At 70.0% G+C, this 26,121-nt stretch carries 21 protein-coding genes; 8 read left to right on the top strand and 13 right to left on the bottom strand.

The features are described from left to right. Positions 1–2: 2 nt before the first annotated feature. From FDP22_RS13270 to FDP22_RS13255, 4 genes are read right to left on the bottom strand one after another with little or no spacing between them, the layout of a single operon-like run. Positions 3–2,153, bottom strand: coding sequence for a thiamine pyrophosphate-dependent enzyme (locus tag FDP22_RS13270; RefSeq protein WP_138574345.1), 2,151 nt, complete (start codon positions 2,151–2,153; stop codon positions 3–5). 48 nt (positions 2,154–2,201) lie between these two features. Next, positions 2,202–2,675 carry a MarR family winged helix-turn-helix transcriptional regulator gene (locus FDP22_RS13265; protein ID WP_138574343.1) on the bottom strand — a complete coding sequence of 158 codons (474 nt, stop codon included), beginning with the start codon at positions 2,673–2,675 and terminating at the stop codon, positions 2,202–2,204. Next, a complete protein-coding gene (locus tag FDP22_RS13260; RefSeq protein ID WP_138574341.1) occupies positions 2,672–4,264 on the bottom strand; it encodes a phytoene desaturase family protein in 1,593 nt (530 codons plus the stop codon). The genes FDP22_RS13265 and FDP22_RS13260 overlap by 4 nt, the downstream gene beginning before the upstream one ends. 8 nt (positions 4,265–4,272) lie before the next feature. Next, a complete protein-coding gene (locus FDP22_RS13255; RefSeq protein ID WP_138574339.1) occupies positions 4,273–5,058 on the bottom strand; it encodes a cyclase family protein in 786 nt (261 codons plus the stop codon). Between the two features lie 116 nt (positions 5,059–5,174). Here FDP22_RS13255 and FDP22_RS13250 point away from each other — a divergent pair, with 116 nt between their 5' ends. From FDP22_RS13250 to FDP22_RS13220, 7 genes are all read left to right on the top strand, one after another. Beyond that, a complete protein-coding gene (locus FDP22_RS13250; RefSeq protein WP_138574337.1) occupies positions 5,175–6,734 on the top strand; it encodes a phytoene desaturase family protein in 1,560 nt (519 codons plus the stop codon). 108 nt (positions 6,735–6,842) lie between these two features. Then, complete coding sequence (locus FDP22_RS13245; RefSeq protein WP_138574335.1) at positions 6,843–8,384, top strand: ABC transporter substrate-binding protein; 1,542 nt, start codon at positions 6,843–6,845, stop codon at positions 8,382–8,384. A gap of 89 nt (positions 8,385–8,473) precedes the next feature. After that, positions 8,474–9,481 carry an ABC transporter permease gene (locus FDP22_RS13240; RefSeq protein ID WP_138574333.1) on the top strand — a complete coding sequence of 336 codons (1,008 nt, stop codon included), beginning with the start codon at positions 8,474–8,476 and terminating at the stop codon, positions 9,479–9,481. Between the two features lie 903 nt (positions 9,482–10,384). Further along, positions 10,385–11,236, top strand: a complete 852-nt coding sequence (locus FDP22_RS13235) for an ABC transporter permease (protein WP_138574331.1) — start codon at positions 10,385–10,387, stop codon at positions 11,234–11,236. Then, positions 11,233–12,111, top strand: coding sequence for an ABC transporter ATP-binding protein (locus tag FDP22_RS13230; protein WP_138574329.1), 879 nt, complete (start codon positions 11,233–11,235; stop codon positions 12,109–12,111). The genes FDP22_RS13235 and FDP22_RS13230 overlap by 4 nt, the downstream gene beginning before the upstream one ends. After that, entirely contained in the window at positions 12,104–12,925 is an 822-nt protein-coding gene (locus tag FDP22_RS13225) for an ABC transporter ATP-binding protein (protein ID WP_138574327.1), read from the top strand. Before FDP22_RS13230 ends, FDP22_RS13225 begins: the two co-directional genes overlap by 8 nt. A 123-nt stretch (positions 12,926–13,048) precedes the next feature. Beyond that, on the top strand, positions 13,049–13,534 hold the full coding sequence (locus tag FDP22_RS13220; RefSeq protein WP_239031769.1) for a MarR family winged helix-turn-helix transcriptional regulator: 486 nt from the start codon (positions 13,049–13,051) through the stop codon (positions 13,532–13,534). Positions 13,535–14,543: 1,009 nt separating this feature from the next. Here FDP22_RS13220 and FDP22_RS13215 read toward each other — a convergent pair. The 6 genes from FDP22_RS13215 to kynU all read right to left on the bottom strand — a co-directional run bounded on the left by FDP22_RS13215 (position 14,544) and on the right by kynU (position 21,512). Beyond that, positions 14,544–15,578, bottom strand: a complete 1,035-nt coding sequence (locus tag FDP22_RS13215) for a TRAP transporter substrate-binding protein (protein ID WP_138574323.1) — start codon at positions 15,576–15,578, stop codon at positions 14,544–14,546. A 54-nt stretch (positions 15,579–15,632) separates the two neighbouring features. Further along, the gene (locus tag FDP22_RS13210; protein ID WP_138574321.1) at positions 15,633–16,922 is read right to left on the bottom strand and encodes a TRAP transporter large permease; all 1,290 of its coding nucleotides are present in this window, start codon (positions 16,920–16,922) and stop codon (positions 15,633–15,635) included. Next, entirely contained in the window at positions 16,915–17,445 is a 531-nt protein-coding gene (locus FDP22_RS13205) for a TRAP transporter small permease (RefSeq protein WP_170317696.1), read from the bottom strand. Before FDP22_RS13205 ends, FDP22_RS13210 begins: the two co-directional genes overlap by 8 nt. Before the next feature lie 199 nt (positions 17,446–17,644). Beyond that, positions 17,645–18,520 (bottom strand): NAD(P)-dependent oxidoreductase, encoded by an 876-nt coding sequence (locus tag FDP22_RS13200; RefSeq protein ID WP_138574317.1) that lies wholly within the window; start codon positions 18,518–18,520, stop codon positions 17,645–17,647. After that, entirely contained in the window at positions 18,517–20,238 is a 1,722-nt protein-coding gene (gene ilvD / locus FDP22_RS13195) for a dihydroxy-acid dehydratase (protein WP_138574315.1), read from the bottom strand. Before ilvD ends, FDP22_RS13200 begins: the two co-directional genes overlap by 4 nt. A gap of 32 nt (positions 20,239–20,270) precedes the next feature. Continuing rightward, positions 20,271–21,512 (bottom strand): kynureninase, encoded by a 1,242-nt coding sequence (kynU, locus tag FDP22_RS13190; RefSeq protein ID WP_138574313.1) that lies wholly within the window; start codon positions 21,510–21,512, stop codon positions 20,271–20,273. Between the two features lie 142 nt (positions 21,513–21,654). Between kynU and FDP22_RS13185 the strand changes: the two genes are divergently transcribed. Then, positions 21,655–22,359 carry an arylmalonate decarboxylase gene (locus FDP22_RS13185; RefSeq protein WP_138574311.1) on the top strand — a complete coding sequence of 235 codons (705 nt, stop codon included), beginning with the start codon at positions 21,655–21,657 and terminating at the stop codon, positions 22,357–22,359. Between the two features lie 411 nt (positions 22,360–22,770). On the opposite strand, the gene kynA is transcribed toward FDP22_RS13185, so the two are convergent. From kynA to FDP22_RS13170, 3 genes are all read right to left on the bottom strand, one after another. Next, the gene (gene kynA, locus FDP22_RS13180) at positions 22,771–23,607 is read right to left on the bottom strand and encodes a tryptophan 2,3-dioxygenase (RefSeq protein WP_138574309.1); all 837 of its coding nucleotides are present in this window, start codon (positions 23,605–23,607) and stop codon (positions 22,771–22,773) included. A gap of 406 nt (positions 23,608–24,013) precedes the next feature. Further along, positions 24,014–24,787, bottom strand: a complete 774-nt coding sequence (locus FDP22_RS13175; RefSeq protein WP_138574307.1) for an aspartate/glutamate racemase family protein — start codon at positions 24,785–24,787, stop codon at positions 24,014–24,016. 4 nt (positions 24,788–24,791) lie between these two features. Beyond that, a complete protein-coding gene (locus FDP22_RS13170) occupies positions 24,792–26,108 on the bottom strand; it encodes a TRAP transporter large permease (protein WP_138574781.1) in 1,317 nt (438 codons plus the stop codon). Between the last annotated feature and the right edge of the window lie 13 nt (positions 26,109–26,121).

The raw sequence follows: 26,121 nt of genomic DNA, 5'->3' as shown, positions 1-26,121 counted from the left end.
GCTCAGGCCTCCTGGAACACGAGGCGGCCGCTCTCGCGGCGGGTCTGCAGCCAGCCGATCACCTTCTTGCGGAAGCGGTCGCGGCGCCGGTCGCGCTCGTTGGGATTGTGGACGACATCGGCGCGGTAGAAGCTGGGGCAGAGCACGGCGGCATCGGCCACCTCGCCGCAGTTGCCGCAGCCGACGCAGTTTTGGTCGATGCTGGCGACGGGGTCGTCGCGCAGCGGGTCGTCGAGGGTTTTCACCGAAAGCGAGGGGCAGCCGGAGAGGCGCATGCAGGCGTGATCGCCGGTGCACACGTCCTCGTCCACGCCGAAACGGGGCTTGACCACCCGCTCGCCCCCCTTGATGGCCTTGGTCATCTCCGGCTTCACCCGGCGCTGCTTGTTGAGCATGCACTCGGAGGAGGCGACGATGACCTTCGGGCCCTCCACGTCCGTGGTGAGCGCCTCCTTCAGCGTGGCGCGCATCTTGCCCACGTCATAGGTGTGGTCGATCTGGCGCACCCATTTCACCCCCATGCCCTTCACCGCGGAGGTGATGGAATTCTGCGTCTGCTTGGTCTTGTTCGTGGCGCGGGAGGACAGGATGTCCTGCCCGCCGGTGGCGGCGGAGTAGAAGTTGTCCACGATGATGATCACGCCGTCGGACTTGTTGAACACCGCGTTGCCCACGGAGGAGGTGAGGCCGTTGTGCCAGAAGCCGCCGTCGCCCACGAAGGAGATGGTGCGCCGCGCCCCGTCGGCATGGAACGCGGAGGCGGAGGCGGGGCCGAGCCCGTAGCCCATCGTCGTCGCCCCCAGCTCGAAGGGCGGCATGGAGGAGAACAGGTGGCAGCCGATGTCCGAGGAGATGTGGTGCTTGCCCATCTCCTCCTCCACCAGCTTGGTGGCGGCGAAGATCGGGCGTTCCGGGCAGCCGATGCAGAACCCGGGCGGGCGGCCGGGGATCTTGCCGGTGAGGTCCGGCACATCGCCCGCGTCCTCCTCCCGGTTCGGCGCGCGCAGGGGGGCGGTCAGCATGTCCGGCGCATGGTCGCGCAGGAAGGCGGAGATGCCGTCGAGCATCACCTTGCCGGTGTATTCGCCGCCCATGGGCAGCACGTCCTTGCCGCCCAGGTGCAGGGTGCGCCCGGCCTTGTAGAGGATATGGGCGAAGTTCTGCTCCAGGTAGTCCGGGTGGCCCTCCTCCACGATCAGCACCGCGTCCTTGCCCTCGCAGAAGTCCAGGAACTCGTCCTCGACCACCGGGTAGACGCAGTTCATCACGTAGAGCGGCACGTCCGTGTCGCCCCAGGCGTTCGCGAGGCCCATGCGCTGCAGGGCGCGGATCACGCCATTGTACATGCCGCCCTGCATCACGATGCCCACCTTGCCGGTGGCCCCGCCCAGGAACTCGTTGATCTTGTTGTCCTTGAGGAACCTGATCGCGGCGGGTTTGCGGGTTTCGAGCTTTTCCTTCTCATGCAGGAAGGAGGCCGGCGGCAGCACGATGCGCGCGGTGTCGCGGCGCGGGTTCTCCATCGCGTCGCGCACGGAGAATTCGGGCCGCTTGTTGTCGGAGGCGATGAAGGAGCCGTGCACGTGGCAGCAGCGGATGCGCACCTGCATCATCACCGGGGTGTTGGAGGCCTCGGAGAGCGCGAAGGCATCGCCCACGCTCTTCACGATGGCCGGCACGTTGGGGCGCGGGTCCAGCAGCCAGACCTGGCTCTTCATGGCGAACGCATGGCTGCGCTCCTGCATGATGGAGGAGCCCTCGCCGTAATCCTCGCCGCAGATGATGATCGCCCCGCCGGTCACCCCGCCGGAGGCGAGGTTGGCAAGCGCGTCGGAGGCCACGTTCGTGCCCACCACCGACTTGTAGGTGACCGCGCCGCGCACCGGGTAATGCACCGAGGCGGAGAGCATGGCCGTGGCCGTGGCCTCCGAGGCCGAGGCCTCGAAATGCACGCCCAGCTCGCCCAGGATCTCCTGCGCGTCCGAGAGCACGTCCATCAGGTGGCTGATCGGCGCGCCCTGATAGCCGCCCACGTAGCCCACGCCGTTCTCCAGCAGGGCCTTGGTGATGGCGAGGATGCCCTCACCGGAGAATTCCTCTCCGGCTCCCATCCGGAGCTTCTGTACTTCCTTGGCGAATGATCGTTCTGCCATACTGGGTCTCCCTGCCTGAGCGTCCTGCCTGGGGTGAGGCGGACGGGGTCAGATCTCGTGTTGCCTGATGTTGCGCAGTATCTTCTGCAGCGTGGCGACGAAGGCCGCCCGCTCGTCCGCGCCCACGCCGTCGAACATCGCGGAATAGACCGCGTGCATCGCCGGCCAGGCGCTCTCGAAGGTGCGCCGCCCCTCGTCCGTCACGTGGATGAGGCGCACGCGGCTGTCTGTCTCGGAGGCCTCGCGGCGCACGAAGCCCGCCGCCTCCATCGCGTCCAGCGTCCGGCTCATGGTCGACTGTTCGAAGACCGAGAGCACCGAAAGTTCGTTGATCGTCACCGGCCCGATCGACACCAGCGTGGCCAGCGCGCGCATCTGCGCCGTGGTGAGGCCGTTTGCCTTCAGGTCGCCGCGCAGCGTGTCGTTGTAGCGCCCCATGATGCGGTTCATCAGGTAGGGCGCGAAATGGTTGAGGCCGATCTCGCCGAGGGTTTCGGTGCGGCCGTCGAGATCCTCGATCATGCGAGCCTCCGTCCGAGCAGGTAGCCCGAGCCGCCGCCGAGACCGGGGCCGGGGTGGGTGGAAGCGCCGATGTGCCAGAGGTTGCGCACCACGGTCTCGTGGTTGACGCTGCCCTTGAACGGTCGCCAGAGGAAGAACTGGTCGATGGTGCAGGCCCCGCCGTAGGGATCGCCCCCCACGAGGTTCACGTTCAGCGCCTCGAGATCGGCCGGCGAATAGGCCTTCCGAGCGATCACGCTGTCGGCGAAGCCCTCGATGTGGCTCTCGAGGATGGCCTGCACGCGGTCGGCATAGGCCTCGCGCAGCGCCTCGGTCCAGGTGCCGTCGGCGGGGGTGTCGATCTCGCCCGCCGCATCGCCCTTCACCTGGCGCGGCGCCTCGGGGAGCTGCAGCCAGAGCGTCGCCTGCCCCGCGGGGGCGCGGGAGGGGTCGAGCGCCGTGGGCTGGCCCACGCAGATGGTGGGCACCGCCGGCAAGAGCCCGCGCTCGGCTTCGTTGGAGGCTTTCGACACGCCGTCGAGCCCGGGGGTGAGGTGCAGCAATGCGACCTCCGACAGCCCCTCCGTGCGCCATTTCGGCGGGGTCTTCAGCGCGTAGTGGAGCTGGAAATTGCCCTTGCCGTAGCGGTACTCGGCACGCTCGCGCTCCGCACCGCCGGGCAGCAGGCGGCCGTAGAGCTGGTCCGGGGTGACGGAGGCGATGACGCCGATCTCGGCGCGCAGCTCCCGGCCCCCGGCCAGCATCACGCCGCGCGCCCGCGCCGTGCCGCTGTTCACGCCGCCCGCACGCGCGGAGACGCGGATCTCCGCCACGTCGGCCCCGGTGCGGATCTCGCCGCCCTGCTCCTCGATCAGCCGGCGGAAGGCGGCGGTGAGATTGGCCGCGCCGCCCTTCACGATCGGCGCGCCCGCCGCCTCCAGCGCGAAGGCGATGATGCGCCCCATCTGGCCGGAGAAGGCCGCCTCCGGGCCCAGCCCCGCATGCAGCCCCCAGGGCGCCCAGAGCGCACGGGTGAGCTCGGAGCGATAGGAGCTCTCCAGCCAGGAGCGCATCGGCGTCATCGCGGCGCCGAGCACGCTGGCCAGGCCGCGCGGCCCGCGCTTCAGCGCCTCGCGGGCCAGCAGCCTGAGGGTCGCCCGGGTCCACAGCCCGCCGCCCAACAGGCCGAAGAGCAGGCCCGCATCCGCCTCCGTCGCCGCGACCTGCGTGCGATAGGTGTCCCCGTCGCCCGCGGCCGCGGCGTTGAAGGCGGCGATGTTGGCTGCCCGATCCGTCCGGAAGGTGAGCGACGATCCGTCGGGGCGCAGCACGCCGGTGGGCGTGGCGCTCCCCGCGAATTCCAGCCCGTGCCGCGCGAGATCCTTGCCGAGGGCCGCGTAGGCCGGCGAGGTCACGAACAGCACGAAGGTCGTCGCCATCACGTCATGCACGAAGCCGGGGGCGGTGATCTCGGCGGTCTTCATGCAGCCGCCGATCTCGCCCTCGCGCTCCAGCACCAGCACCCGCCGGCCCGCCTTGCCCAGCAGGGCAGCACAGACCAGCGCGTTGATGCCGGAGCCGACGATGATGTAATCCGGAGTGCCGGGCATGCGTCGCCTCAACCCTTCGCGACCAGCGCGAGCGCGCGCACGGGCGAGCCGGTGCCCTGCTCGATCTTCAGCGGCGTGACGATGAGTACCGCGCCCTTCGCCGGCAGCTTGTCGAGGTTGCACAGGCTGGCGAGGCCGTACTTGTTGGCCTTGTGCAGCAGGTTGTGGGCCGGGAACGGCGGCTCGAAGCCCCCCGCGGCGCCGGCGTCGGTGCCGATGCACTCCGTGCCCCAGCCGATGGCGCCCTTGGAGAGGATGTACTCGATGCAGTCCACCGAGGGGCCGGGCGAATGCGGGCCGGTCTCGTCCGCGTTCAGGAAACGCTCCTCCGAGCCGTTGCGCTTGTACCAGTCGGTGCGCATCACCACCCACTCGCCGGCACCGATCTCGCCATGCTCGGCCTCCCAGGCCTTCACGCCGTCGGCGGTGAGCAGGAAGTCCTCGTTCTCCGCCGTCCGGCCGGAGCAGTCGATCACGTTCACCGGGGCGACGAAGTTCTTCACCGGAATCGAGTCGGTGAAGCCGTCGGCATAGTCCTTCCCGGTGATCCAGTGGTGCGGAGCGTCGAAATGCGTGCCGGAATGCTCGCCGATCTTGAGCCAGTTCCAGGCCCAGAACGGACCGGCCTTGTCATACTCGGAGATCTTGTGGATCTCGATCTTCGGCGTGTCGACGGCAAGCTCCGGCGGCAGCTTGAGCAGCGGGGTCGAGGGCCCGAGCGTGGCGGCGAGGTCGATCACCTCCACCGAACCGTCGAGCAGACCGGCGGCGAGAGCTGTTACAGCGTTGGTCATGGTCCATCCTTCCTGAAGGGGCCCCCGCCTGCGCGGGGTTTCCGAAAGAAAGGCTAGACAGACAAATATGCAAATGCAAACATATTTCGCAACGAGAACAGGGGTGGTGAGAGAAGATGCAATATGACGCGATCCTGGTGGGTGCAGGGCTCAATTCGTTGGCAGCCGCAGCGCATCTGGCGGCAAGCGGCTGGAGCGTGTGCGTGTTCGAACGGGCGGAAACACCCGGCGGCGCGGTGAAGACGGAAGAGCTCACCCTTCCCGGCTTCCGCCATGACGTGGCCGCGATGAACCTGTCGATGTTCGCGGGCTCCGCCTTCCACGCGAAATATGCGGATGAATTGAAATCGCATGGGCTGGCCTTCGCCCCGGCCGCGCATCCCTTCGCCTCCGCCTTCCCCGAGGGGGGCTTCTTCGGCGTGAGCGCCGACCTGGACACCACCCTCGCACGCTTCGCTGATTCGCGCGACGCGGACACCTGGCGCGCCATGGTCGCCGCCTTCCCCGGCCGGGCCGCCACCGTGGGCGGGCTGCTGGGCGCGCCGATGACCCCGCGCGCGCTCGCCAAACAGGGCTGGCAGGCCTGGCGGGCGCATGGCGCGGGCGGCACGGCCGACCTCGTGCGCCTGCTCGCCGCCTCGCCGCGCAACTGGCTTACCGAAACCTTCCATGACCCGCGCGTGCACGCCACGCTCGGCGCCTGGGGCATGCATCTCGACTTCGCGCCGGACATCGCCGGCGGCGCGGTCTTCCCCTATCTGGAGGCGATGGCCAACCAGTGCTTCGGCATGGTGATCGGCGCAAGCGGCGCAGGCACGCTCACCGACGCGCTCTGCGCCATGATCCGCGCGCGCGGCGGCGAGATCCATTGTTCCACCGAAGTCACCGAGATCTGCGTGGAGAACGGCCGGGCGGTGAGCGTGCGGCTCGATGACGGCACGGTCACCCGGGCGGCGAAGGCAGTGCTGGCCAATGTCGCGCCGCGCGGCCTCGCCCGCCTGCTGAAGCAGGGCAGCGGCGACGCGCGCTATGACGCCGGGCTCGCCCGTTTCCGCCACGGGCCGGGCACGATGATGATCCACCTCGCGCTCGACGCCCTGCCGCCCTGGCGGGAGGCGGAGCTGAAGCGCTTCGCCTATGTGCACATCGCCCCCTCGCTGGACTACATGGCCTCGGTCTACACGCAAGCCATGGCCGGCCTGCTGCCGCGCGCGCCGATCCTCGTCGTCGGCCAGCCCACGGTGGTCGACCCGTCGCGCGCGCCGGAAGGGCGGCACACGCTCTGGGTGCAGGTGCGCGCCCTGCCCGCCGGGATCCGCGGCGACGCGGCCGGCGCAATCGCCGGCACGGACTGGGCGGAGGTGCGCGAGGCCTATGCCGACCGCGCCATGGCGCTGCTGGAGCAATATGCCCCGGGCCTCGGCGCCCATGTTCTCGCCCGCCACGTGGAGAGCCCGCTGGACCTGGAGGCGCGCAACCCGAACCTCGTGGGGGGCGACCAGGTGTGCGGCTCGCATCACCTCGACCAGAACTTCCTGTTCCGCCCCGTGCGCGGCCACGCGGACTGGAGCACCCCGGTGAGGGCCCTGCACCTGATCGGCGCGGCGAGCTGGCCCGGCGCCGGCACCGGGGCTGCCTCCGGCTTCATGGCCGCCACCCGGCTGGCCGGGAAGTGAGCCCTCCGCGATCCCTTCAGGTTTGATCTTTCAAACATGAAGGAATCGCGCCAGACTGCCCCCAAAGGCCCCCGTGAGAGGCCCGTACTGACCAACAGGACCCAGCACATGACCCAGACACGACGCGCATTTCTGCAAACCGGTATCGGCCTCGGCGTGGGGCTCTCGGCGCTTGGCAGGCTCGGCCTTTCGGCCGCCGTGGCGCAGGAGAGCGGCGACCTCACCATCGCCTACAACGTGAACCTGCCCTCCTGGGACCCCACCACCGGCCCCTCCGCGGTGAACCCCACCATCCAGGGCATCTACCAATCGGTCTTCGACCAGTTCATCCTGCAGAAACCCGACCTCACCTTCGATGCCGGCCTGCTCACCGACTGGGGCTGGAACGAGGACAGGACGCAGGTCTTCATGGTGGTGCGCGAGGGCGTGACCTGGCATGACGGCGCGCCCTTCTCCGCCGAGGACGTGGTGTTCTCGCTGGAGCGCGCGGCGAAGCCGGAGACCGGCAGCCCGATCCAGTTCGTCTGGTCCAAGATCGGGAATTTCACCATCGAGGGCAACCGCATCACCGGCGACGTGCTGGAATACGACCCGACGATCTTCAAGTGGATGAGCTTCCTCACCGGCTACGTGCTGCCCAAGGCCTATTACGAGAAGGTGGGCCCGGAGGGGTTCGAGGCCGCCCCCATCGGCACCGGCCCCTACAAGGTGGAGAAGTTCGAGCGCAACGCCTTCGTGCGGCTGACCGCGAACCCCGGGTACTGGGGCGGCGCGCCGGCCTTCGAGACCGTGACCATCAAGTTCGTCACCGATGCCGCCAGCCGGGTGGCGGAGGTGGAATCGGGCAATTCGCTCGTCACGCTGGAGATCCCCTACGAAGAGTATGACCGGCTGATCGCCAAGGACGGCCTGACCGGCGAGGCGCATCCGATCTCCGACATCGGGATGATCTTCCTCAACGACATCGACGTGATGCTGGACAAGAACGTCCGCCTCGCCGCCCATCACGCCATCGACAAGCAGCTGATCATCGACCGGCTGCTGCGCGGCTACGGCGTGCCGCTCGCCACGCTGGAGACGCCGGAATACGCCGCCTACGACCCCTCCATCACCTTCGAGTACGACCCCGAGAAGGCAAAGGAGCTGCTCGCGGCCTCGGGTTATTCCACAGACAAGCCGGTGACCTTCACCATCCAGACCACCCGCGGCTTCAAGCCCAAGGATTACGAGATGATCCAGGCCATCGTGGGCATGTGGCGCAAGGTGGGCATCGAGGCGGAGATCGAGGTCTACGAGATCGCGAAGCACTACGAGCTGCGCGCCGCCGACCAGCTCGCCCCCGCCGCCTTCTACAACTGGGGCAACTCGGTGGGCGATCCCACCACCTCCACCGGCTTCGCCATGTTCGGCCCCTCGCCGCATTCCGTCTGGGACAGCCAGGACCTGATCGACAGGATCATCCCGCTCTGGGGCGAGCAGGACGAGGAGAAACGCATCCAGGGATGGAAGGACGTGAGCCGCTACATCGCGGAAGAGTGCTACGTGATCCCGCTGCTGCAATACGTGCAGCCCATCGTGCATGACGCGGGCATCAAGGTGGTGCCGCATGCCTCCGGCGCGCTGCTGCCGGCGCTGATGACCCCGGCCTGAGGCCCCGTCCGGGGGCATGCCCCCGGTTGGCGCCGCCCTGGGCGGGAGGCCCCCCGTGCCTCCCGCCTCATTCGCCCGTGAAGGCCCAGATGTTCCTCAAGATCCTCCTTGCCCGCCTCGCCTCCATGGTGATCACGCTGTTCGGCGTGGCCGTGGTGGTGTTCGTGATCATCCGCGTCGCCCCGGGCGACCCGATCGCGATGATGCTGCCCCCCGGCGCCTCGGACGCCGACGTGGCGCGGCTGCGCGCGCTCTACGGGCTGGACCGTTCGATCCCCGAGCAGTTCCTCATCTGGCTCGGCGGCGTGCTGCAGGGCGATTTCGGCACCTCCATCTCGCTGCGCCAGCCGGTGGCGGGGCTGGTGCTGGGCCGCTTGCCGGCCACGCTGGAGCTGAGCCTGCTCGCGCTCCTCATCGCGCTGGCGCTCGGCGGGTTCCTCGCCATCTTCGGGGCGCGGCACCGCTCCACGGCGCTGGAGGCGGGGGTGGACCTCACCAACGGGGCCGCGCTCTCGGTGCCGGATTTCCTCTGGGGGCTGGTGCTCATCCTGCTCTTCGGCGTGCTCTGGCCGGTGCTGGAGATCTCGGGCCGGGTGTCGCCCCGGCTCGACCTGCCCTTCGCCACGCAATTCTACCTGATCGAGAGCATCCTGCGCCTGCGCTTCGACCTCACGGCGGACCTGCTGGGCCACATGATCATGCCCGCGCTCGCCCTCGCCCTGCCGCTGGCCGCGATCATCGCGCAACTGCTCAAGCAGAGCCTGAAGGAAGTGCTGAACCTCGATTACGCCACCCTCGCCAGGGTGCGCGGCTATTCCGAGCTGCGGGTGATCCTGCGCGAGGGGCTGCGCAACGCCGCCCTGCCCACGCTCACGCTGGTGGGCGTGCAGTTCACCTTCCTCATCGGCGGCACGGTGATCGTGGAGCGGCTGTTCTCCTACGAGGGCCTGGGCAACATGGCCATCGACGCGGTGATCAACCGCGACCTGCCGCTGATCCAGGGCATCGTGCTGCTCTTCGCGGTGATCTTCATCCTGGTCAACCTCGCCGTGGACCTCACCTATTCCCTGCTGAACCCGAGGCTGCGCCATGGCTGATGTTCTCCCGTCCGCCTGCCCCCGCCCGTACCGAGGATCGAAGGGCAGCGCCCGACCCCGGCTGGGCGCTGCCCCGGCCCGGCCTGCGCGCAGCACTTCGCGCCATCCCGACCGGCGTACCTGCGCAAGCGCTGCAGAAGCGCCCTCCCGGGGGGAGGGTCGGGCGCTGCCCGGCGTGCCGCCGGGCGGGAGCCCGGAGCGCAGTTCCCTGCTCGGGGACCCGGCACGAGCGGTTCATCGAGTTCGGCGGAGAGCTGGCGCGCCGCATGGCAATCGCTTCGCCCTGCGGCACGCCAGCTCTCGCCTCGCCCTTGCTTTCGCTGCCCGTTTCATCCCGCCCGAACCGCAGAGCGAAGGGCAGCGCCCGCCCCTGGGTGGGCGCTGCCCCGGCCCGGCCAGTTCACAGCACTTCGCGCCCCCCCGGCCGGCGAGCACGCGGAGGCGTTGCAGAAGCGCCTTCCCGGCGGGAGGGTCGGGCGCTGCCCGGCGTGCCGCCGGGCGGAAGCTCGGAGCAAAGTGCCCTGCCCTGTTTGCAGCCCCGAGCGGTTGGTCGCGCTCGGCAGAGAACTGGCGTGCCGCGTGGGCATCGCTTCGCCCTGCGACACGTCAGCTTTCGCTCCACGCTCACTTTCGCAGTACGCCTCACCCCGCCCGAACCGCGGAGCGGAGGGCAGCGCCCGACCCTGGGTGGGCGCTGCCCCGTCCCGGCCTGCGCACGGCACTTCGCGCCATCCCGACCGGCGTGCCTGCGGAGGCGTCGCAGAAGCGCCCTCCCGGGGGGAGGGTCGGGCGCTGCCCGGTGTGCCGCCGGGCGGAGGCTCAGGGGGAGGCGAACTGCCCCGGCTCCGGTCGGGCAGCTCCCTGTGGCGCTGCCACCACGCTCCGCTCCCCGGAGGCCAGCCGATGAACGCCGACACCCGCGCGCAGCGCCGCCGGGCCGGGGTGCGGCTCTGGCTGCCGGGCCTCTGGCTCGGCCTTCTCTGCCTCGCCGCCCTCGCCGCACCCTGGATCGCCCCGCATGACCCGCTGGCGCAGGACCTGATGCTGGAGCGCCTCCCCCCCGCCTGGGTGGGCGGGGCCGAGCCGGGCTACTGGCTGGGCACCGACAGCCTGGGCCGCGACGTGCTTTCGCGCATCGTCTGGGGCGCGCGCATCGCGCTCGTCGTCGCCTTCGTCGCCGCCTCCGCCGCCTGCCTGGTGGGCTCGGCGCTGGGGATCGTGGCCGGCTATTTCGGCGGCTGGCCGGACCGCCTGGTCTCCCGCCTCGTGGAGATCTGGATGGCCTTCCCGCCGGTGCTCTTCGCCATCCTGCTGGTGGCGGTGCTGGGCGCGGGGCTGCACTCGGTCATCCTCGCCATCGCCATCATCGACTGGACCCGCTTCGCCCGGGTGATCCGCGCCGAGGCCATGGTGCAGGCACGCATGGACTACGTGCACTCCGCCCGCATCGGCGGCGCGGGGCGCGTGGGCACGCTGCTCACCGAGGTGCTGCCCAACGTGCTGCCCTCCATCGTGGCGCTGCTGGCGCTGGAGATGGGCGTGGCGGTGATCGTGGAGGCGATCCTGAGCTTCGTGAATCTCTCCATCTCCACCGACGACCCCACCTGGGGCAGCATGATCGCGGAGGGCCGCGCCTCCATCCACTTCGCATGGTGGGTGCTGGTGTTCCCGCTCGTCGCGCTGTTCCTCACCGTCCTCTCCTTCAGCCAGTTCGGCGAGGGGCTGAAGGACCGCTTCGACCCGGTGCTGCGATGACCGCCTATCTCGAGATCCTCGGCCTCTCCGCCAGCCTGCACCGCGGGCCGCGCCTGCTGCGCGACGTCTCGCTCAGCGTGCAGCCCGGCGAGGTGCGTGCCCTGGTGGGCGAGAGCGGCGCCGGCAAGAGCATGATCGGCCGTGCGGTGCTGGGCGTGCTGCCGCGCAACATCCGGGTGACGGCGGGCGACATCCTGCTGGAGGGGGCGAACCTCGGCAGCTACAGCCCCGGCCTCCGCCGCCGCACCGTGGGGGCGGCCGCCTCGCTCATCCCGCAGGACCCGCTCACGGCGCTCAACCCCTCCCGCCGCATCGGCCCGCAGATCACCGACAAGCTGGTGCACATCCTGGGCTGGACCCGGGCGCGGGCCGATGCGCGGGCGCGCGCGCTGCTCGACGAGGTGCGCATCCGCGCACCGGAGCGGGTGATGGCCTCCTACCCGCACGAGCTTTCGGGCGGCATGCGCCAGCGCGTGCTCATCGCCGCCGCCTTCGCCTCCGAGCCCCGGCTGATCGTGGCGGACGAGCCCACCACCGCCCTCGATGTCACCGTGCAGAAGCAGATCCTGCGGCTGATCGCCGAGTTACAGGCCCGCCACAACACCGCGGTGCTCTTCGTCACCCATGACCTCGGCGTGGTGGCGAAGGTGAGCCAGTCGGTGAGCGTGCTCTACGCCGGCAAGGTGGTGGAGGCGGGGCCGACGGAGGCGATCTTCCGTGCCCCCTCCCACCCCTATACCCGCGCGCTGATGGCCGCGACGCCGCGCTACACCGACCCCTTCGCCTCGCTGCAACCGGTGCCCGAGGCGGTGCTGGCCGGGCTGCGCGCCGAGGTGGCCGCCGCCGATGCCGCATGGGAGGCCCGCAATGGCTGATCTCTTCGAGGTGAGCGACCTCCACCTCTCCCTGCCCGACATGACGGCGAAACCGCTTCTGGGCCCGGCGCCGCGCATCGAGATCCTGAAAGGGCTGAGCTTCGCCCTGCCCGAGGGCTCCGTGACCGGCATCGTGGGCGAGAGCGGCTCGGGCAAGAGCACGCTGGGCCGCGCGCTGGTGCGGCTGCTGGAGCCCACGGGCGGGGCCATCCGCTTCGCCGGGCAGGACATCACCCATCTCGGCGAGCCCGCCCTCGCCCCGCTGCGCCGGGATCTGCAGATGATCTTCCAGGACCCGATGTCCTCGCTCAACCCGCGCCACACGGTGGGTCGCATCGTCTCCGTGCCGATGAAGCGCTTCGGGCGCGGCGGCAGCCGGGCCGACGTGGCCGCGGCGCTGGAGCGCGTGGGCCTGCCGGCAGCCTTCGCCGCGCGCTACCCGCATGAGCTCTCCGGCGGCCAGCGCCAGCGCGTGGGCATCGCCCGGGCCATCGCGCTCTCGCCGCGCTTCATCCTGGCGGATGAGATCGTCTCGGGGCTCGACGTCTCCTCCCAGGCACAGGTGCTCACCCTGCTGGAGCGGCTGGCGGCGGAGATGGGCCTCACCATCGCCTTCATCAGCCACGACCTCTCGGTGATCCGCCGGCTCTGTGCGCAGGTGATCGTGCTCCAGCACGGCCGCATCGTGGAGGCCGGCCCCTGCGACCGGCTGTTCGCCGCGCCGCGAACCGACTATACCCGCGCGCTCATCGATGCCATCCCGCTGCCGGAGATCGACCCGGGCTGGCTCGGCACCGATATCGTTCAACCCTGAACATTCAGGGTTGAATCAATTCCCTCGCTTGTCCACTCTGGGTAGACGGGCCTCCTGCCCCGCCGGGGCCGAACAGAGACACGCATGTCAAGAACAAGAACCGATCGTTCCAGGAGGACAGGCTTGCCCCAGACAGAAGACCTCGGGCTGAAGACGCCCCTTGACCCCGCGGGACGCTCGCAGGCCAAGACCCGCCTGCGCCTCTGGCTGCGGCTCCTGCGCGCCACCCGCCGCGTGGAGGGGGACCTGCGCGAACGCCTGCGCCTGCACCACAACACCACCCTGCCGCGCTTCGACGTGCTGGCAGCCCTCTTCCGCGCGCGCGACGGGCTGAAGATGAGCGACCTCTCACGCATGCTGATGGTCTCGAACGGCAACGTGACCGGCATCGTGGACCGGCTGGTGAGCGACGGCCTCGTCATCCGCGTGGCGATGGAGGGCGACCGGCGCGCCGCCCTCGTCCGCCTCACCGCGCGCGGCGAGAGCGAGTTCGCCGAGATGGCCACCGCCCATGAGGCCTGGCTGGCCGACATATTCTCCGTGCTGGAGGAGGACGAGATCGCCGCGCTCTTCTCCCCGCTCGAAAAGCTGGGAGAGGCGCGGGCCTGAGGCCCGGGGGCCAGTCGCCTGCACCCGACACGCCGCGCCGGCGCACCAGGGCGTCCCGGCGCATGAGCCGGGCCCCGCCGCCCCGCCCGGCCGCCGGACTCGGACCGGGCGGCTTCCGACGACCCGCACCCCGCGAGAGTACCGCCGAGTGCACGCCGGTGCCGGCGCCCCCTGTCACCGCGCGTCTCCCGGCAGCGCGCCTTCTCACGACACGCTCTGTCGCAGCACGCCTCGCAGGACCGTCGCGGAACGCCGCCCGGTGCCCGGTGACCAGGAGCCCCGTTCGAGCGGCCCTGCGCCGCGCGGCACGCGCGGCACGGCCCAAACCGAAGGAGACCTCCCCCGCAGGGGGATGTCGACGCAGGACGGGAGCGCCCCCTTCCCGCCCGTGACCGGCGAAAGCGGGGGGCTCCCGTGCCGGAGCGACCTGCCGGTGCCCCGCCTTTGGGCCGGGCCGGATGCTCGCGCATCCGGCAGGGGCGCCGGGGGCGCGCGGCTGAAGATACCGCCAGGTGACGCACAAGGATCAGTGGGGCCCGCACGTCGCGGGGCGTGCCTGGCTGGCCCAAGCCACGCCCTCGCGTGGGTTCGACGGACTGGCCCCTCGACACCGCGCCCCTGGATGCCGGTGCTGTGCGACACAGAAGGTACAACGGAAACGACAGCGCAGGGCGCGCGACGGGAGGCGCAGCGCAAGGCGGGCGACGGGGGGCACAACACAGGGCGAGCGACGGGAGGCGCCACGCAGGGCGTGCGACGGGAAATGCGACGCAGGGCGTGCAATGGGAAGTGCGACAACACTGAGCGCGCGATGGAAAGCGCCACGCGGGGCGCGCGACTGGAGGCGCAGTGCCGGGCGCCCGGCGGGACGCGCAGGGCGCGCGATGGCGGGCGTGGGTCATGACCACGAGGCCCTGAAGGGCCGTCGGACCGGGGTCCGCCTGCGGGATGGATGCAGGAAGGCCCCGGGCTTGCGCCCGGGGCCTCGTTCAGCACGGGTCGGGAAGGCTCAGTCTTCCGCTTCCGGATTCGCCTCGTAGTACGCGATGCGCTCCTTGAAGTAGTCGTAGGCGGCCTTGCGGTCGATCTTGCCGGAGCCATCGGCCAGCCAGGCCTCGGTGTAGGGCTCCAGCTTCTCGTGGATGGCATCGAGCAGCGGGCCGGAGGCGGTGGTGAACTTGGTGCCGGCCTTGGTCAGCTCCTCCTCGCCGATCTTGTCCTGGGTGTCCCACATCGTCGCGGCCAGCGCGGCGAGATGCTTGCCGGAGACGGAATCGAACGCGGCCTTGTCCTCATCCGACAGCCCGTCCCAGACCGCCTCGTTCATCACGATGCCCTGGATGGAGCGGTAGAGGCCGCCCGGGATCTTGAGCGCGTACTTGATCGCCGGTCCGATCTTGAAGTTGTAGACGCTCTCGGTCGGGAACAGGATGCCGTCGGCCACGCCCTTGGAGATGACCTCGTAGCTCTGCGAGGAGGGTGCGAAGAACGGCACCACGCCGAGCCCCTCGCCCGCGTTCTTCGACATGCCGCCGGCGACGCGGATCTTCATGCCCTGGAGGTCCTCGAGCGAGGTGATCTCCTTGGAGCCGGTGAAGAGATGCGCCGGCCCGTGGCCCCAGGCCCCGAGCAGGTGCACGCCGCGGTGCTCATGCGCCGCGGCGATGTACTTCTCGTAGGTGTCCCAGAAGGCCAGCGACGCGGTGCGGCTGTCCGGTGCGATGAAGGGCAGTTCGCCCAGTTCCATCAGCGGGAAGCGGTCCGAGGTGTAGGAATGCACGATGAACACGATGTCGGCCACGCCGTTCAGCGCGAGGTCGAGATGTGCCGGCGGCGCGCCGAGCGGGCTGACGAACTCGATCTTGATGCGCCCGTCGGTGGCCTCCTCCACCTCCTTGGCCCAGGGGACCATCACGTCGGAGGAGAGCGGGTGCGTCATCGGCACCCAGTTGGAGAAGCGGAGCACCGTCTCGGCGTTCGCCACGCCGGCGGTCAGGGTGGCCAGGGCCGCGAGCCCACCCAGGAGACTGCGTCTCGTGAACATGGGGGATACCTTTCTGTTGGATGTCGACGTTTCTTGCTTGTGGTTGGCCGCCGCTCACATGAGCGACGGCAGGAACAGCGTGACCCAGGGCACCAGCACCAGCAGGGCAAGGCGCAGGATATCCGCAAGGATGAACGGCACCAGCCCCCGGAAGATGGTCTGGATCGGAATATCGGGCAGCGTGGCGCGCAGCACGAAGGCATTCATGCCGATGGGCGGCGTGATCAGCGAGATCTCGATCACGATCACCACGATGATGCCGAACCACACCGGATCGAAGCCGAGCTGCTGGATGATCGGGAAGAAGATCGGCACCGTGAGCAGCATCATCGACAGGCTCTCCAGCACGCAGCCCAGGACGATGTAGATCGCCAGGATGATCACCAGGATCACCAGCGGCGGCGCCTCGGTGCCCGAGATCATCGCCGAGAGCTCGCGCGGCAGGCCCGCCACGTTGATGAAGTTGGAGAACAGGATGGCCCCGATCAGCAGCACGAACATCATGGTGGAGGTGATGGCCGTCTCCACCAGCACCTCGTAGAACTTGCGGATGGTGAGCCCGCCGCGCAGCAGTGCGAAGAGGAAGGCCCCGCCCGCGCCGATGCCGGCCGCCTCCGTGGGGGTGAAGGCCCCGAAGTAGATGCCGCCCATCACCAGCGCGAACAGCACCGCCACGCCCCAGATGCGCGAGAAGGCGGTGAGCCGCTGCGGCCAGGCCGTGCGCTCGCCGCGCGGGCCGATCTCCGGGTTCAGCCGGGTCGCCACCTGCACGGCGCCCACGTAGAACAGCATGCCCACGATGCCCGGCAGCACGCCGGCCACGAACAGCGTGCCGATGTCGGTGGAGGTGAGCGTGCCGTAGAGCACCAGGATCACCGAGGGCGGGATGAGGATGCCCAGCGTGCCGCCCGCGGCGATGGAGCCGGCGGCCAGCGAATCCGCGTAATTGAAGCGGCGCATGGAGGGGATCGCCACCTTCGACATCGTCGCCGAGGTGGCCATGGAGGAGCCGGAGACGGCCGCGAACCCGCCGCAGGCCACCACGGTGGCCATGGCGAGCCCGCCGCGGTGATGGCCGAGGAAGGCATTCGCGAACTCGAACAGCGCGCGCGACAGGCCGGCCCGGGTGATGAGGTTGCCCATCAGGATGAACAGCGGCACCACGGAGAGCGAGTCGCTCATCGTGGTCTCGTAGGCGATCTGGCCCAGCATGGCGAGCGAGGGGTTCAGCCCCACGATCAGCGCGAAGCCGCCGAAGCCCACCAGCGCCATGCCGAAGGCGATGGGTGCGCCCAGCATCAGCAGGCCGAAGACGATCAGGAACCCGTAGAGCGTATCAAGCATTGCGGCCTCCCAGGCGCAGGACGATCTGCACGACCAGCGCGAGAACGGCCACACCCGCCATCACGCTCATGAACCATGCGAAGGGCGCGAGCGGCACGCCGAGGAAGATCGAGGTGTCGGAGTAGCGCGCCATCGCGTCGCCCTTCAGCCACAGCCGCCAGCACATCAGGCCCAGGCCCGCGATCGAGGTGATCAGCATCACCACGGTCTGCAGGCCCTTCGCCTTCACGCCCACGATGATGTCCAGCAGGTCGATGCTCACGTGCTCGCGCCGGGCGGTCACCAGCGGCAGGCCGCCGAAGATCAGCAGCCCCATGCCGAACTCGGTGAGCTCGGAGGCCCCCGACACCGGGTGATTGAAGAAATAGCGCCCGGTCACGTCCACGCAGGTCAGCACCGCGAGGAACAGCACCACCAGGGCAACGAACAGTTTCAGCACGATGGCAATGGGGCCGAGACCGGGCTCCGCGCCCAGGTGCACCGGGGCGAGGCCGTCACCGTCCGGATCAGGGTTTCCGCTCAACGTCAGACACCTCCTTGTTGGACCCCGCGGCACGCTGGCCGCGGACAGGTATTCTTGCGGGCCCTGCGGCCCGGGGCGACACGCCGCCCGCCGGGGGCGCCGCATCGAGACTCACGCCCGGCGGCCCGGGCCGGAGACGCTCCGGCGGCCGGATCGGGCGGTGCGCCGGCTGCCGGGCCCGGGGGCCGGCGCCTGCGTCTCAACCCTCCTTCGGGCCTGCGAACACCTCGATCAGCGCCGAGATGTCGCGGTCCAGCCCGTCGCGCAGGCCGGTGGCGCGCAGCAGTTCGGCCGCGGTCGAGGTCATCGGCAGCAGCGCGCCGCTGGCCCGGGCCGTGTCGCGCACGGTGTCGAGGTCCTTCAGCATCATGCGCGAGGTGCCGTAGACCGGCTCATGCACGCGCGCGGCCATGCGCGGACCGAAGATCTGGAACGGCTTGCTGTCGGCAAAGCCGCCCTGCAGCGCGGGGGCGAGGCGGGTCGCGTCGATGCCGTTCGCCTCGGCGAAGGCCACCGCCTCGGCCACGATGGCCATGGTGCAGCCGGCAATGATCTGGTTGGCGAGCTTGGTCGCCTGCCCCGCGCCGACCGGGCCCATCAGCGTGGCCCGGGCCGAAACCGCCTCCAGCACCGGGCGCACGGCGTCGAAATCCGCCTCCGCGCCGCCGGCCATGATGGTGAGCGTGCCGGCTTCGGCCGCCGGAACCCCGCCGGAGACCGGAGCATCAAGCCAGGCGCCGCCGGTCTCCTCCGCCCAGCGGGCGGCGAGCGCGCGGGTCTTCTCCGGGTCGACGGAGGAGAAATCCACCAGCGTGAGGCCGCGTGCGGCCCCGGAGAGGCCGCCTGCGCCGAAGGCCACCGCCTCCACCGCCTTCGCGTCGGTCATGCACAGGCAGAGAAGCTCCGCACCCTCCGCCGCGGCCGCCGGGGTGTCGGCCACCTGCGCGCCGGCCCCGGCCAGCGGTGCGGCCTTGGCCGCGGACCGGTTCCAAACCGTCAGCGCATGGCCCGCCTGCGCGAGGTTGAGCGCCATCGGCGCCCCCATCAGCCCCAGCCCGAGAAAGGCGATCCTCATGCGTCGGGCACCTCCAGCGGCCATTCGGCGTTGCCGTCATGGGTGAGCGCGCCGAGATGCGCCGAGCCCACCTGGGCGGCGTATTTCTGCATGGCGCCCGACAGCCGGTAGGGCCGCGGCAGCGGGGTGAAGGCGGCCTTGCGCGCCGCGATCTCCGCCTCGGGCAGCAGGAGCTCCATGGTGCGGGCATTGCAATCCACCCGGATCGGGTCGCCCTCGCGCACGAGGCCCAGCGGGCCGCCCACCGCGGCCTCCGGGCTCACATAACCGATGCACATGCCGCGCGAGGCGCCGGAGAAACGGCCGTCGGTGATCAGCGCCACCTTCTCGCCCATGCCCTGGCCGTAGATCACCGCGGTGGGCCCGAGCATCTCGCGCATGCCGGGGCCGCCCTTCGGGCCCTCGTTGCGGATGATGATCACGTCGCCTTCCTTGTAGGCGCGGGCGCGGATGGCCTTCATCGCCTGCTCCTCGCTCTCGAAGATGCGGGCCGGGCCTTCATGCGTGAGCACGCGCAGGCCGGCCACCTTGATGAGCGCGCCGTCCGGCGCAAGGTTGCCCTTGAGCACGATCACCCCGCCCCAGGGCGAGATCGGGTCATCGACGGAGCGGATGATCTCGCCGTCGGGTGCCGGCGCGTCGGCCACTTCCTCGGCCAGCGTGCGGCCGGTGACGGTGAGGGTGGAGCCGTCGATCACGCCGCCGCGGATCAGCTCCTTCACGATCACGGCGGTGCCGCCGATGCGGTGGACGTGCTGGGCGAAATACTTGCCGCCGGGCTGCAGGTTGCCGATGAGCGGCGTGCGCTCGAACACCGCCGCGGCGTCCTCCAGCGTGAAGCGGATGCCGGCCTCGTTGGCGATGGCGGGCAGGTGCAGCGCGGCATTGGTCGACCCGCCGGTGGCGGCCACGATGGCGCAGGCGTTCTCCAGGCTGGTGCGGGTGATGCAGTCGCGCGGCAGCGGGCCGCCGTTCAGCACGATGTCGGCCACCAGCCGGCCGGCGCGGCGCGCGAGGCCCCGGCGGTCCGGGTGGACGGCCGGCAGCATGGCCGAGCCCATGGGCGCGAGGCCCAGCACTTCGGAGACCATGGCCATGGTGTTCGCGGTGAACTGGCCCGGGCAGGAGCCGATGGTGGGCAGGGCCACGCGCTCGAGCTTCGCGAGGTCCTCCTCCTTCATCTCGCCGGTCATCACCTTGCCCGCGCCCTCGTAGGCGGTGAGGATGGAGACATCGCCCCCCTCCCACTCGCCCACCAGCGCGGCGCCGCCGAAGACGAAGGCCGCCGGCGCGTTCATGCGCACGATGGCCATCATCATCGCCGGCAGGTTCTTGTCGCAGCCGCCGAAGGCCACCAGCCCGTCATAGGCATGGCCGCGCATCACCAGCTCCACCGAATCGGCGATCAGCTCGCGCGACATCAGCGAGCATTTCATGCCCTGGTGGTTCATCGAGATGCCGTCGGACACCGAGATGGTGGTGAAGTTGCGCGGCGTGCCCCCGCCCTCGGAGATGCCCTGGCTCGCGTCGCGGGCCTGGATGTCGAGGTTGCCGTTGCACGGGGTGATCTCGCCGAAAGTGGTCACCACGCCGATGATCGGCTTGGCCATCGCCGCGTCGTCCAGCCCCATGCCGCGCATGAAGGCGCGGTGCGGCGTGCGGTCCAGCCCCTCGACGGTGATGCGTGAGCGCAGCGGTGCGTTCTTCGTGTCTGTCATGTTCCTGTTCCCTCTCTTGTGCGCCGGTCCTCTCAGGTGACCTTGGCCTTCTTGCGGTAATCGTCGTTGTCCCACAGACGGTTGTCCATGATCCCGGCGAGAATATCGACCCCCGCGCGCACCTCCCGCTCACTGATGTAGAGCGGGGTGAAGCCGAAGCGCATCACGTCCGGGGCGCGGAAATCGCCGATCACGCCGCGCGCGATGAGCGCCTGCATGGCCGCGTAACCTTCCTCGAAGCGGAAGGACACCTGGCTGCCGCGCGCCGCGCCCTCACGCGGGGTGATCAGCTCCAGCTCCGGGCAGCGCGCCTCCACCAGTTCGATGAACAGGTCGCACAGCGCGATGGATTTCGCCCGGACCTCGTGGATCGACACGCCGTCCCAGGCCTGCAGCCCGGCCTCCAGCGCCGAGAGCGCCAGGATCGGCGGCGTGCCGACGCGCATCCGCCCCACGCCCTCCGCCGGGCGGTAGTCATGCTCGAAGGCGAAGGGCGCCGCGTGGCCCATCCAGCCAGAGAGCGCCGGGGCCACCGAGGCCTGGTTGCGCGGCGCGACATAGAGGAAGGCCGGCGCGCCGGGGCCGCCGTTGAGATACTTGTAGCCGCAGCCGATGGCGAAATCGGCGTTGCAGGCGTCCAGTTCCACCGGCAGTGCGCCGGCGGAATGCGCCAGGTCCCAGACCGTGAGCGCGCCGAGGGCCTGGGCCCGCGCGGTCATCGATTTCATGTCGTAGAGCGCGCCGGTGCGGTAATCCACCTGGGTGAGCATGAGAACGGCGAGGTCCTCGCCCGCCGCATCCACCGCCGCTTCCATCTCCGCGTGGGAGACGGTGCGCAGCTCATGCCCCTGCCCCAGAGTGGCGATCAGCCCCTGGGCCACGTAGAGATCGGTGGGGAAGTTCCCCGAATCCGACAGGATCACCCTGCGCCCCGGCCGCGCAGCCAGCGCCGCCGAGAGCACCTTGAACAGGTTGACGGAGGTGGTGTCGCCCACCATCACCGAGCCGGCCTCCGCCCCGATCAGCGCCGCGATCCGCGCGCCCACGCGCTCCGGCAGGCCGATCCAGTCCGCGTCGTTCCAGCCGCGGATGAGCATCTCGCTCCACTCCGCCTTCGCTGCGCGTTGCAGCGCGTCAGCGGCGGCCAGCGGCATCGGCCCAAGGGAGTTTCCGTCGAGGTAGATCACCCCGTCGGGGATGTGGAACAGGCGCCGCGTGCGGTCAAACACCGTCTCCGCCTGAGGGGCCTGGGAGTGTGAGAGGTCGCTCGCCATCGCGGTATCTCCTGCCTTGGTCTGGGGAAACTCTGCGACAGGCCGCAGATTAGTTCAATCATGAATTTTCATGTTTGAACTAAATTGCGGATCGTGAGACGGAGAGTTGCCAAAAGCTGTGCAACTGCGGAAACTGCTGCCCATGACACAAGCACCGATGATCGGGATGATCGTCCCGCCCGCCGCCGACACCGTGCCCCCGGAGGGACCGGCCATGTATCCCGACCTGCGCTTCGCGGCCCGCGGCCTGGGGCTGGAGGCGCTCACTCCGGAGGGGTATGACAGCGTGATCGGGCGCATCGGCAGCCTGGCGGCGGATCTCGCCGCCGCCGGGGCCGACGTGGTGGCGGTGATGGGCACTTCGCTCACCTTCTACCGCGGCCGGGCCTTCAACGAGGCGCTGACCCGGGACGTGGCCGTCGCCTGCGGCCGGCCGGTGGTGACCATGAGCACCGGCATCGTGGAGGCCATCGCGGCCACCGGCGCGCGGCGCATCGCGCTCGCCACCGCCTACGGCGAGACGGTGAATGCCCGGCTCTCCGCCTTCCTGGCCGAGCATGGGGTGGAGACCGTGGCACTCGCCGCCCTGGGCATCGAGGACGTGCGGAAGGTGTTCGACGTCACCCATGACGACCTCCTCGCGCTCGGCCGCCGCGCCGTGGCGGAGGCAGCCGCCGCCGGCGCCCGCCCCGATGCGCTGTTCATCTCCTGCGGCGGCCTGCGCACCCTGCCCGTCTGCGCCGAGCTTCAGGCCGAACTGGGCCTGCCGGTGGTCTCCTCGGCCACCGCCGGCGTGGACGCCGCCGTGCGCCGCCTGCCCCAGGCGGCCTTGCCTGCCGGCACCTGAACCGCGCGGCCCCGCGCCTTTTCCGGCGCGGGTGTGAGGGCCCGATCGCACCGGGTTCGGCGTGAGGGCGGGAGGCAGTCAATGCCGGATCGCCCGGCGGCGTCCGCGCGCACCTTGTGCTTCCGGACGGAGTTCGGAGAGGTTCAATGTGTCGTTCCGCCCCCACCGAGCGGGCCGCGAAGCGGGACCGTTCGGCGCGGCCGAAGGCGGTGTCTCCGGCCGCCGGGCCTCGGCGTGTCTCACGGATCGCCTGCCGGCATCCGCCGACCACGCGCCTCGTGCTCACCGGCCCGCCTCATGGCGCGCCAGCCGGGTTTCGGCGCAGGAACGCCTCACAAGCTTCTGAAACAAAAGGCCGGTTTTGAGGGGCCGGCCCGTTCAGTCCCGTGTTCTCCCGGGCAGGGCCACGGTTCAGAGCGCCGTGCGCACCTGCCACAGTTCGGGGAACAGTTCCACTTCCAGCATCCGGCGCAGGTAGGTGACGCCGGCCGTGCCGCCGGTGCCGCGCTTGAAGCCGATCACCCGCTCCACCGTGGTCACGTGGTTGAAGCGCCAGCGGCGGAAGTAATCCTCGAAGTCGACAAGCTTCTCGGCCAGCTCATAGAGTTCCCAGTGTTTCGCCGGGTCCGCGTAGACCGTGCGCCAGGCCACGACGACGCCTTCGCTGGCCACGTGCAACCCGGTCACGTCGCGGGTCAGCACCTCCTGCGGCACCGGGATGCCGGAGCGGTCGAGCAGGCGCAGGGCCTCGTCGTAGAGGCTCGGCCGGGCCAGTTCGGCGGACAGCCGGGCGTGGTCGTCCGGCTTGTGCTCATGCGGGCGCAGCATGGCCTGGTTGCGGTTGCCGACCAGGAATTCGATCTCGCGGTACTGGGCGGACTGGAAGCCCGAGGACTGGCCCAGGGAATCGCGGAAGTTGGTGTATTCGCTGGGTGTCATGGTGCGCAGCACGTCCCAGGCGGAGTTCATCTGCTCGAAGATCCGCGACACGCGGGTGAGCATCTTGAACGCCGGCTGCACGTTGTCCGCGGCGATCTCGGCCCGGGCGGCGCGGATCTCGTGGATCGCAAGGCGCATCCACAGTTCGGTGGTCTGGTGCTGGATGATGAACAGCAGTTCGTCATGTGCGGCGGAGAGCGGGGCCTGTGCCGTCAGGATGCTGTCGAGCTTGAGGTAGTCGCCGTAGGACATCCTGTCACGGAATGACATCTGGGCGCCTTCGGACTCGGGATTGTAGGCATCGCTCATCGTTGCTCTCCGTCTGTGCTCGGCCCCAGAATGCGCCTTTCCCTCGAAACTTCAAGCCTGAAGCTTCAAACCTGAACGAAAATCGCGGACCCCCTGCGCACCCCGTGCCATCGTGCGGTGGCGCCGCGCGGCACGCGCGGCCGGGCCCAAACCGCAGGAGGCGCGCGCCCCCCGGGGGCGCGGGTCGACGCAGGGCGGGAGCCCCCCGTCCCCGCCGCACGCTGTCCGGCCTCACGCCGCCTCCCCTGCATGGACGCCGCCCTCGTGCCCGCCTGCCCCGCTCCGCGCGGACGGAGGCGCGGAGCAACCTGACCGCTCCGGGACGGGCTGCCCTGTCCGGTTGGCGGCCCTGAGGCCCTCCCCTTGCTGCCCGCGCGCGCCGGCTGCGGGCGTCCGTGGGCCGGGCTCAGAGGCCCTTCGGGTGGGTCATGAATTCCTCGATCACCTCCGCCGGCGGCTTCACGAAATCCGAGGTGCGGCTCACGCCCAGCCCGGTGAGGGCCCTCAGCTTCACCTGCATCTCCGCCTGTTTCAGCACGATGGGAATGCCGTTGATCACCGGCGCGCCGTCCACCCGGTGGTCGTGGAGCTGGGAGAACAGCAGCATCGGGATACCGCCGCCGGGGATCAGCAGGTCCACCCCGTCGCGCACCAGCGGTTTCGCCTGCGCCTCGAACAGGCCCGCCACCTCGCCCAGCCGCTCGTCCGAGCCGAAGGCGGCGAGGATCTGGCCGGGCTGGAAGTCCATCGCGTGCACGCCGGTCACCCGCTGGCCCAGCCCGTACTTGCCGATCTGGTGGTGAAACCAGGGGATGTAGCGGCGGTTGATGGTCACGATGCCGGAGCGCTGGCCGAGCTGGCAGGCCTGCAGCATCGAGGCCTCGCCCATGCCCAGCACCGGGATGTCGACCACCGAGCGCGCCTCGTAGAGGCCCGCGTCCTGGAAATGGCCGATGATGAAGGCGTCGTAACCCTCGCGCTCGGCCCGCACCGCGTTGCAGATCACCTCGCGCGCGCAGCGGAATTCCACGATCGGGTGGGCGTAGCTGTCATGCGGGGTGATGCCGTGGATCACCACCTCCGTGCCGGGGTCCTTCACCGCGTCGAGATGAGCCTGCAGCGCGTCCCAGTAGCCGCCGGCGTTCTCCGCATCCACGTAGGACTGGTACCAGATCTTCATGTCGTCATCCTTCGATCATGCCGGGCAGCCAGAGCGCCAGCCCGGGGAATATCGTCAGCAGCACGATCAGCAGCAGCGTGCAGCCGATGAAGGGCAGCGCCGCGCGCGCAACTTGCGTGATAGTGGTGCCCGGCGGGCTCACCCCCAGCATCACGAAGAGCAGCATGCCGAAGGGCGGGGTGGCGAGGCTCAGCTCCAGAGCCAGCAGCATCACCACGCCGAACCAGATCGGGTCGAACCCCATGGTGCCGATCAGCGGCATGAAGATCGGCAGGGTGAGCATCATGATGGAGAGCTGGTCCATGAACATGCCCAGCACGATGAGCACCAGCACCATGGCGAGCAGCATCACGTAGGGCGAGACGGTGAAGCCCGTGGCCCAGCCGATCAGCCCGGAGGAGGCGCCGGAGAAGGCGAGGAGCTGGGAGAAGGTGGTCGAACCCAGGATGATCATGAACATCATGCCCGAGACCACCACCGCGCCGCGCAGCGACATCACGATCGCCCGCCAGCTCAGCCGCCCGTAGAGCGCGGCCAGAGCCACCACGGAGAGCGCGCCGAACGCGGCGCTCTCCGTGGGCGTGGCCCAGCCCAGCAGGATGAGCCCGATCACGCAGAAGATGACCAGCCCCATCGGCGCCACCTCCACCAGCAGGGCGCGGACCATCTCGCCCCGGCTCACCTTCTCGGGCACGTAGCTCGGCGTCGCCTCCGGGTCGAGCGCGATCTGGGTGCGGATGAGGACTACGTACATCCCGGCCAGGATCACCCCGGGCACCAGCCCGGCGATGAGCAGCGCGCCCACGTCGATGCGCGCGAGCGAGCCCAGCAGCACCGCCAGCGTGGAGGGCGGGATGATCATCGCCAGGCCGCCGGTGGCCAGGATCGGCCCCATGATCATGTGGGGCTTGTAGCCGCGCTGGGTCATCTCGGGCGCGAGCGAGGTGCCCAGCATCGCCGTGTTGGCCATGGAGGAGCCCGACAGCGTGGCGAAGAGCGTGCCGCCGGCCACGGTGAGGTAGGAGAGCCGGCCGCGCACGCTGCCCAGGCACTTGTCCAGCGCATCGAAGATGCGGATGGCAAGGCCGGTGTGGAAGAACAGCTCCCCCATGATCACGAAGAGCGGGATGGGCACCAGCGCGAAACTCGTCACCGAGGCGGTGGCGTTCGAGATGAACTGGTCGATCCCGATCATCCCGCCCATGAACAGGTAGCACCCCGCGATGTTCACCGCGAAGAAGGCCACGGCCACGGGCATGCCGAGCGCCATCATCACCAGGATGGCGCCGATCATCAGGCCGAAGGCGTAATACCATTCCATCATGTCGGCCCCC

Source organism: Paroceanicella profunda, from assembly GCF_005887635.2.
GTDB classification, from domain to species: Bacteria; Pseudomonadota; Alphaproteobacteria; order Rhodobacterales; family Rhodobacteraceae; genus Paroceanicella; species Paroceanicella profunda.
This window is presented reverse-complemented; position numbering and strand designations above follow the sequence as displayed.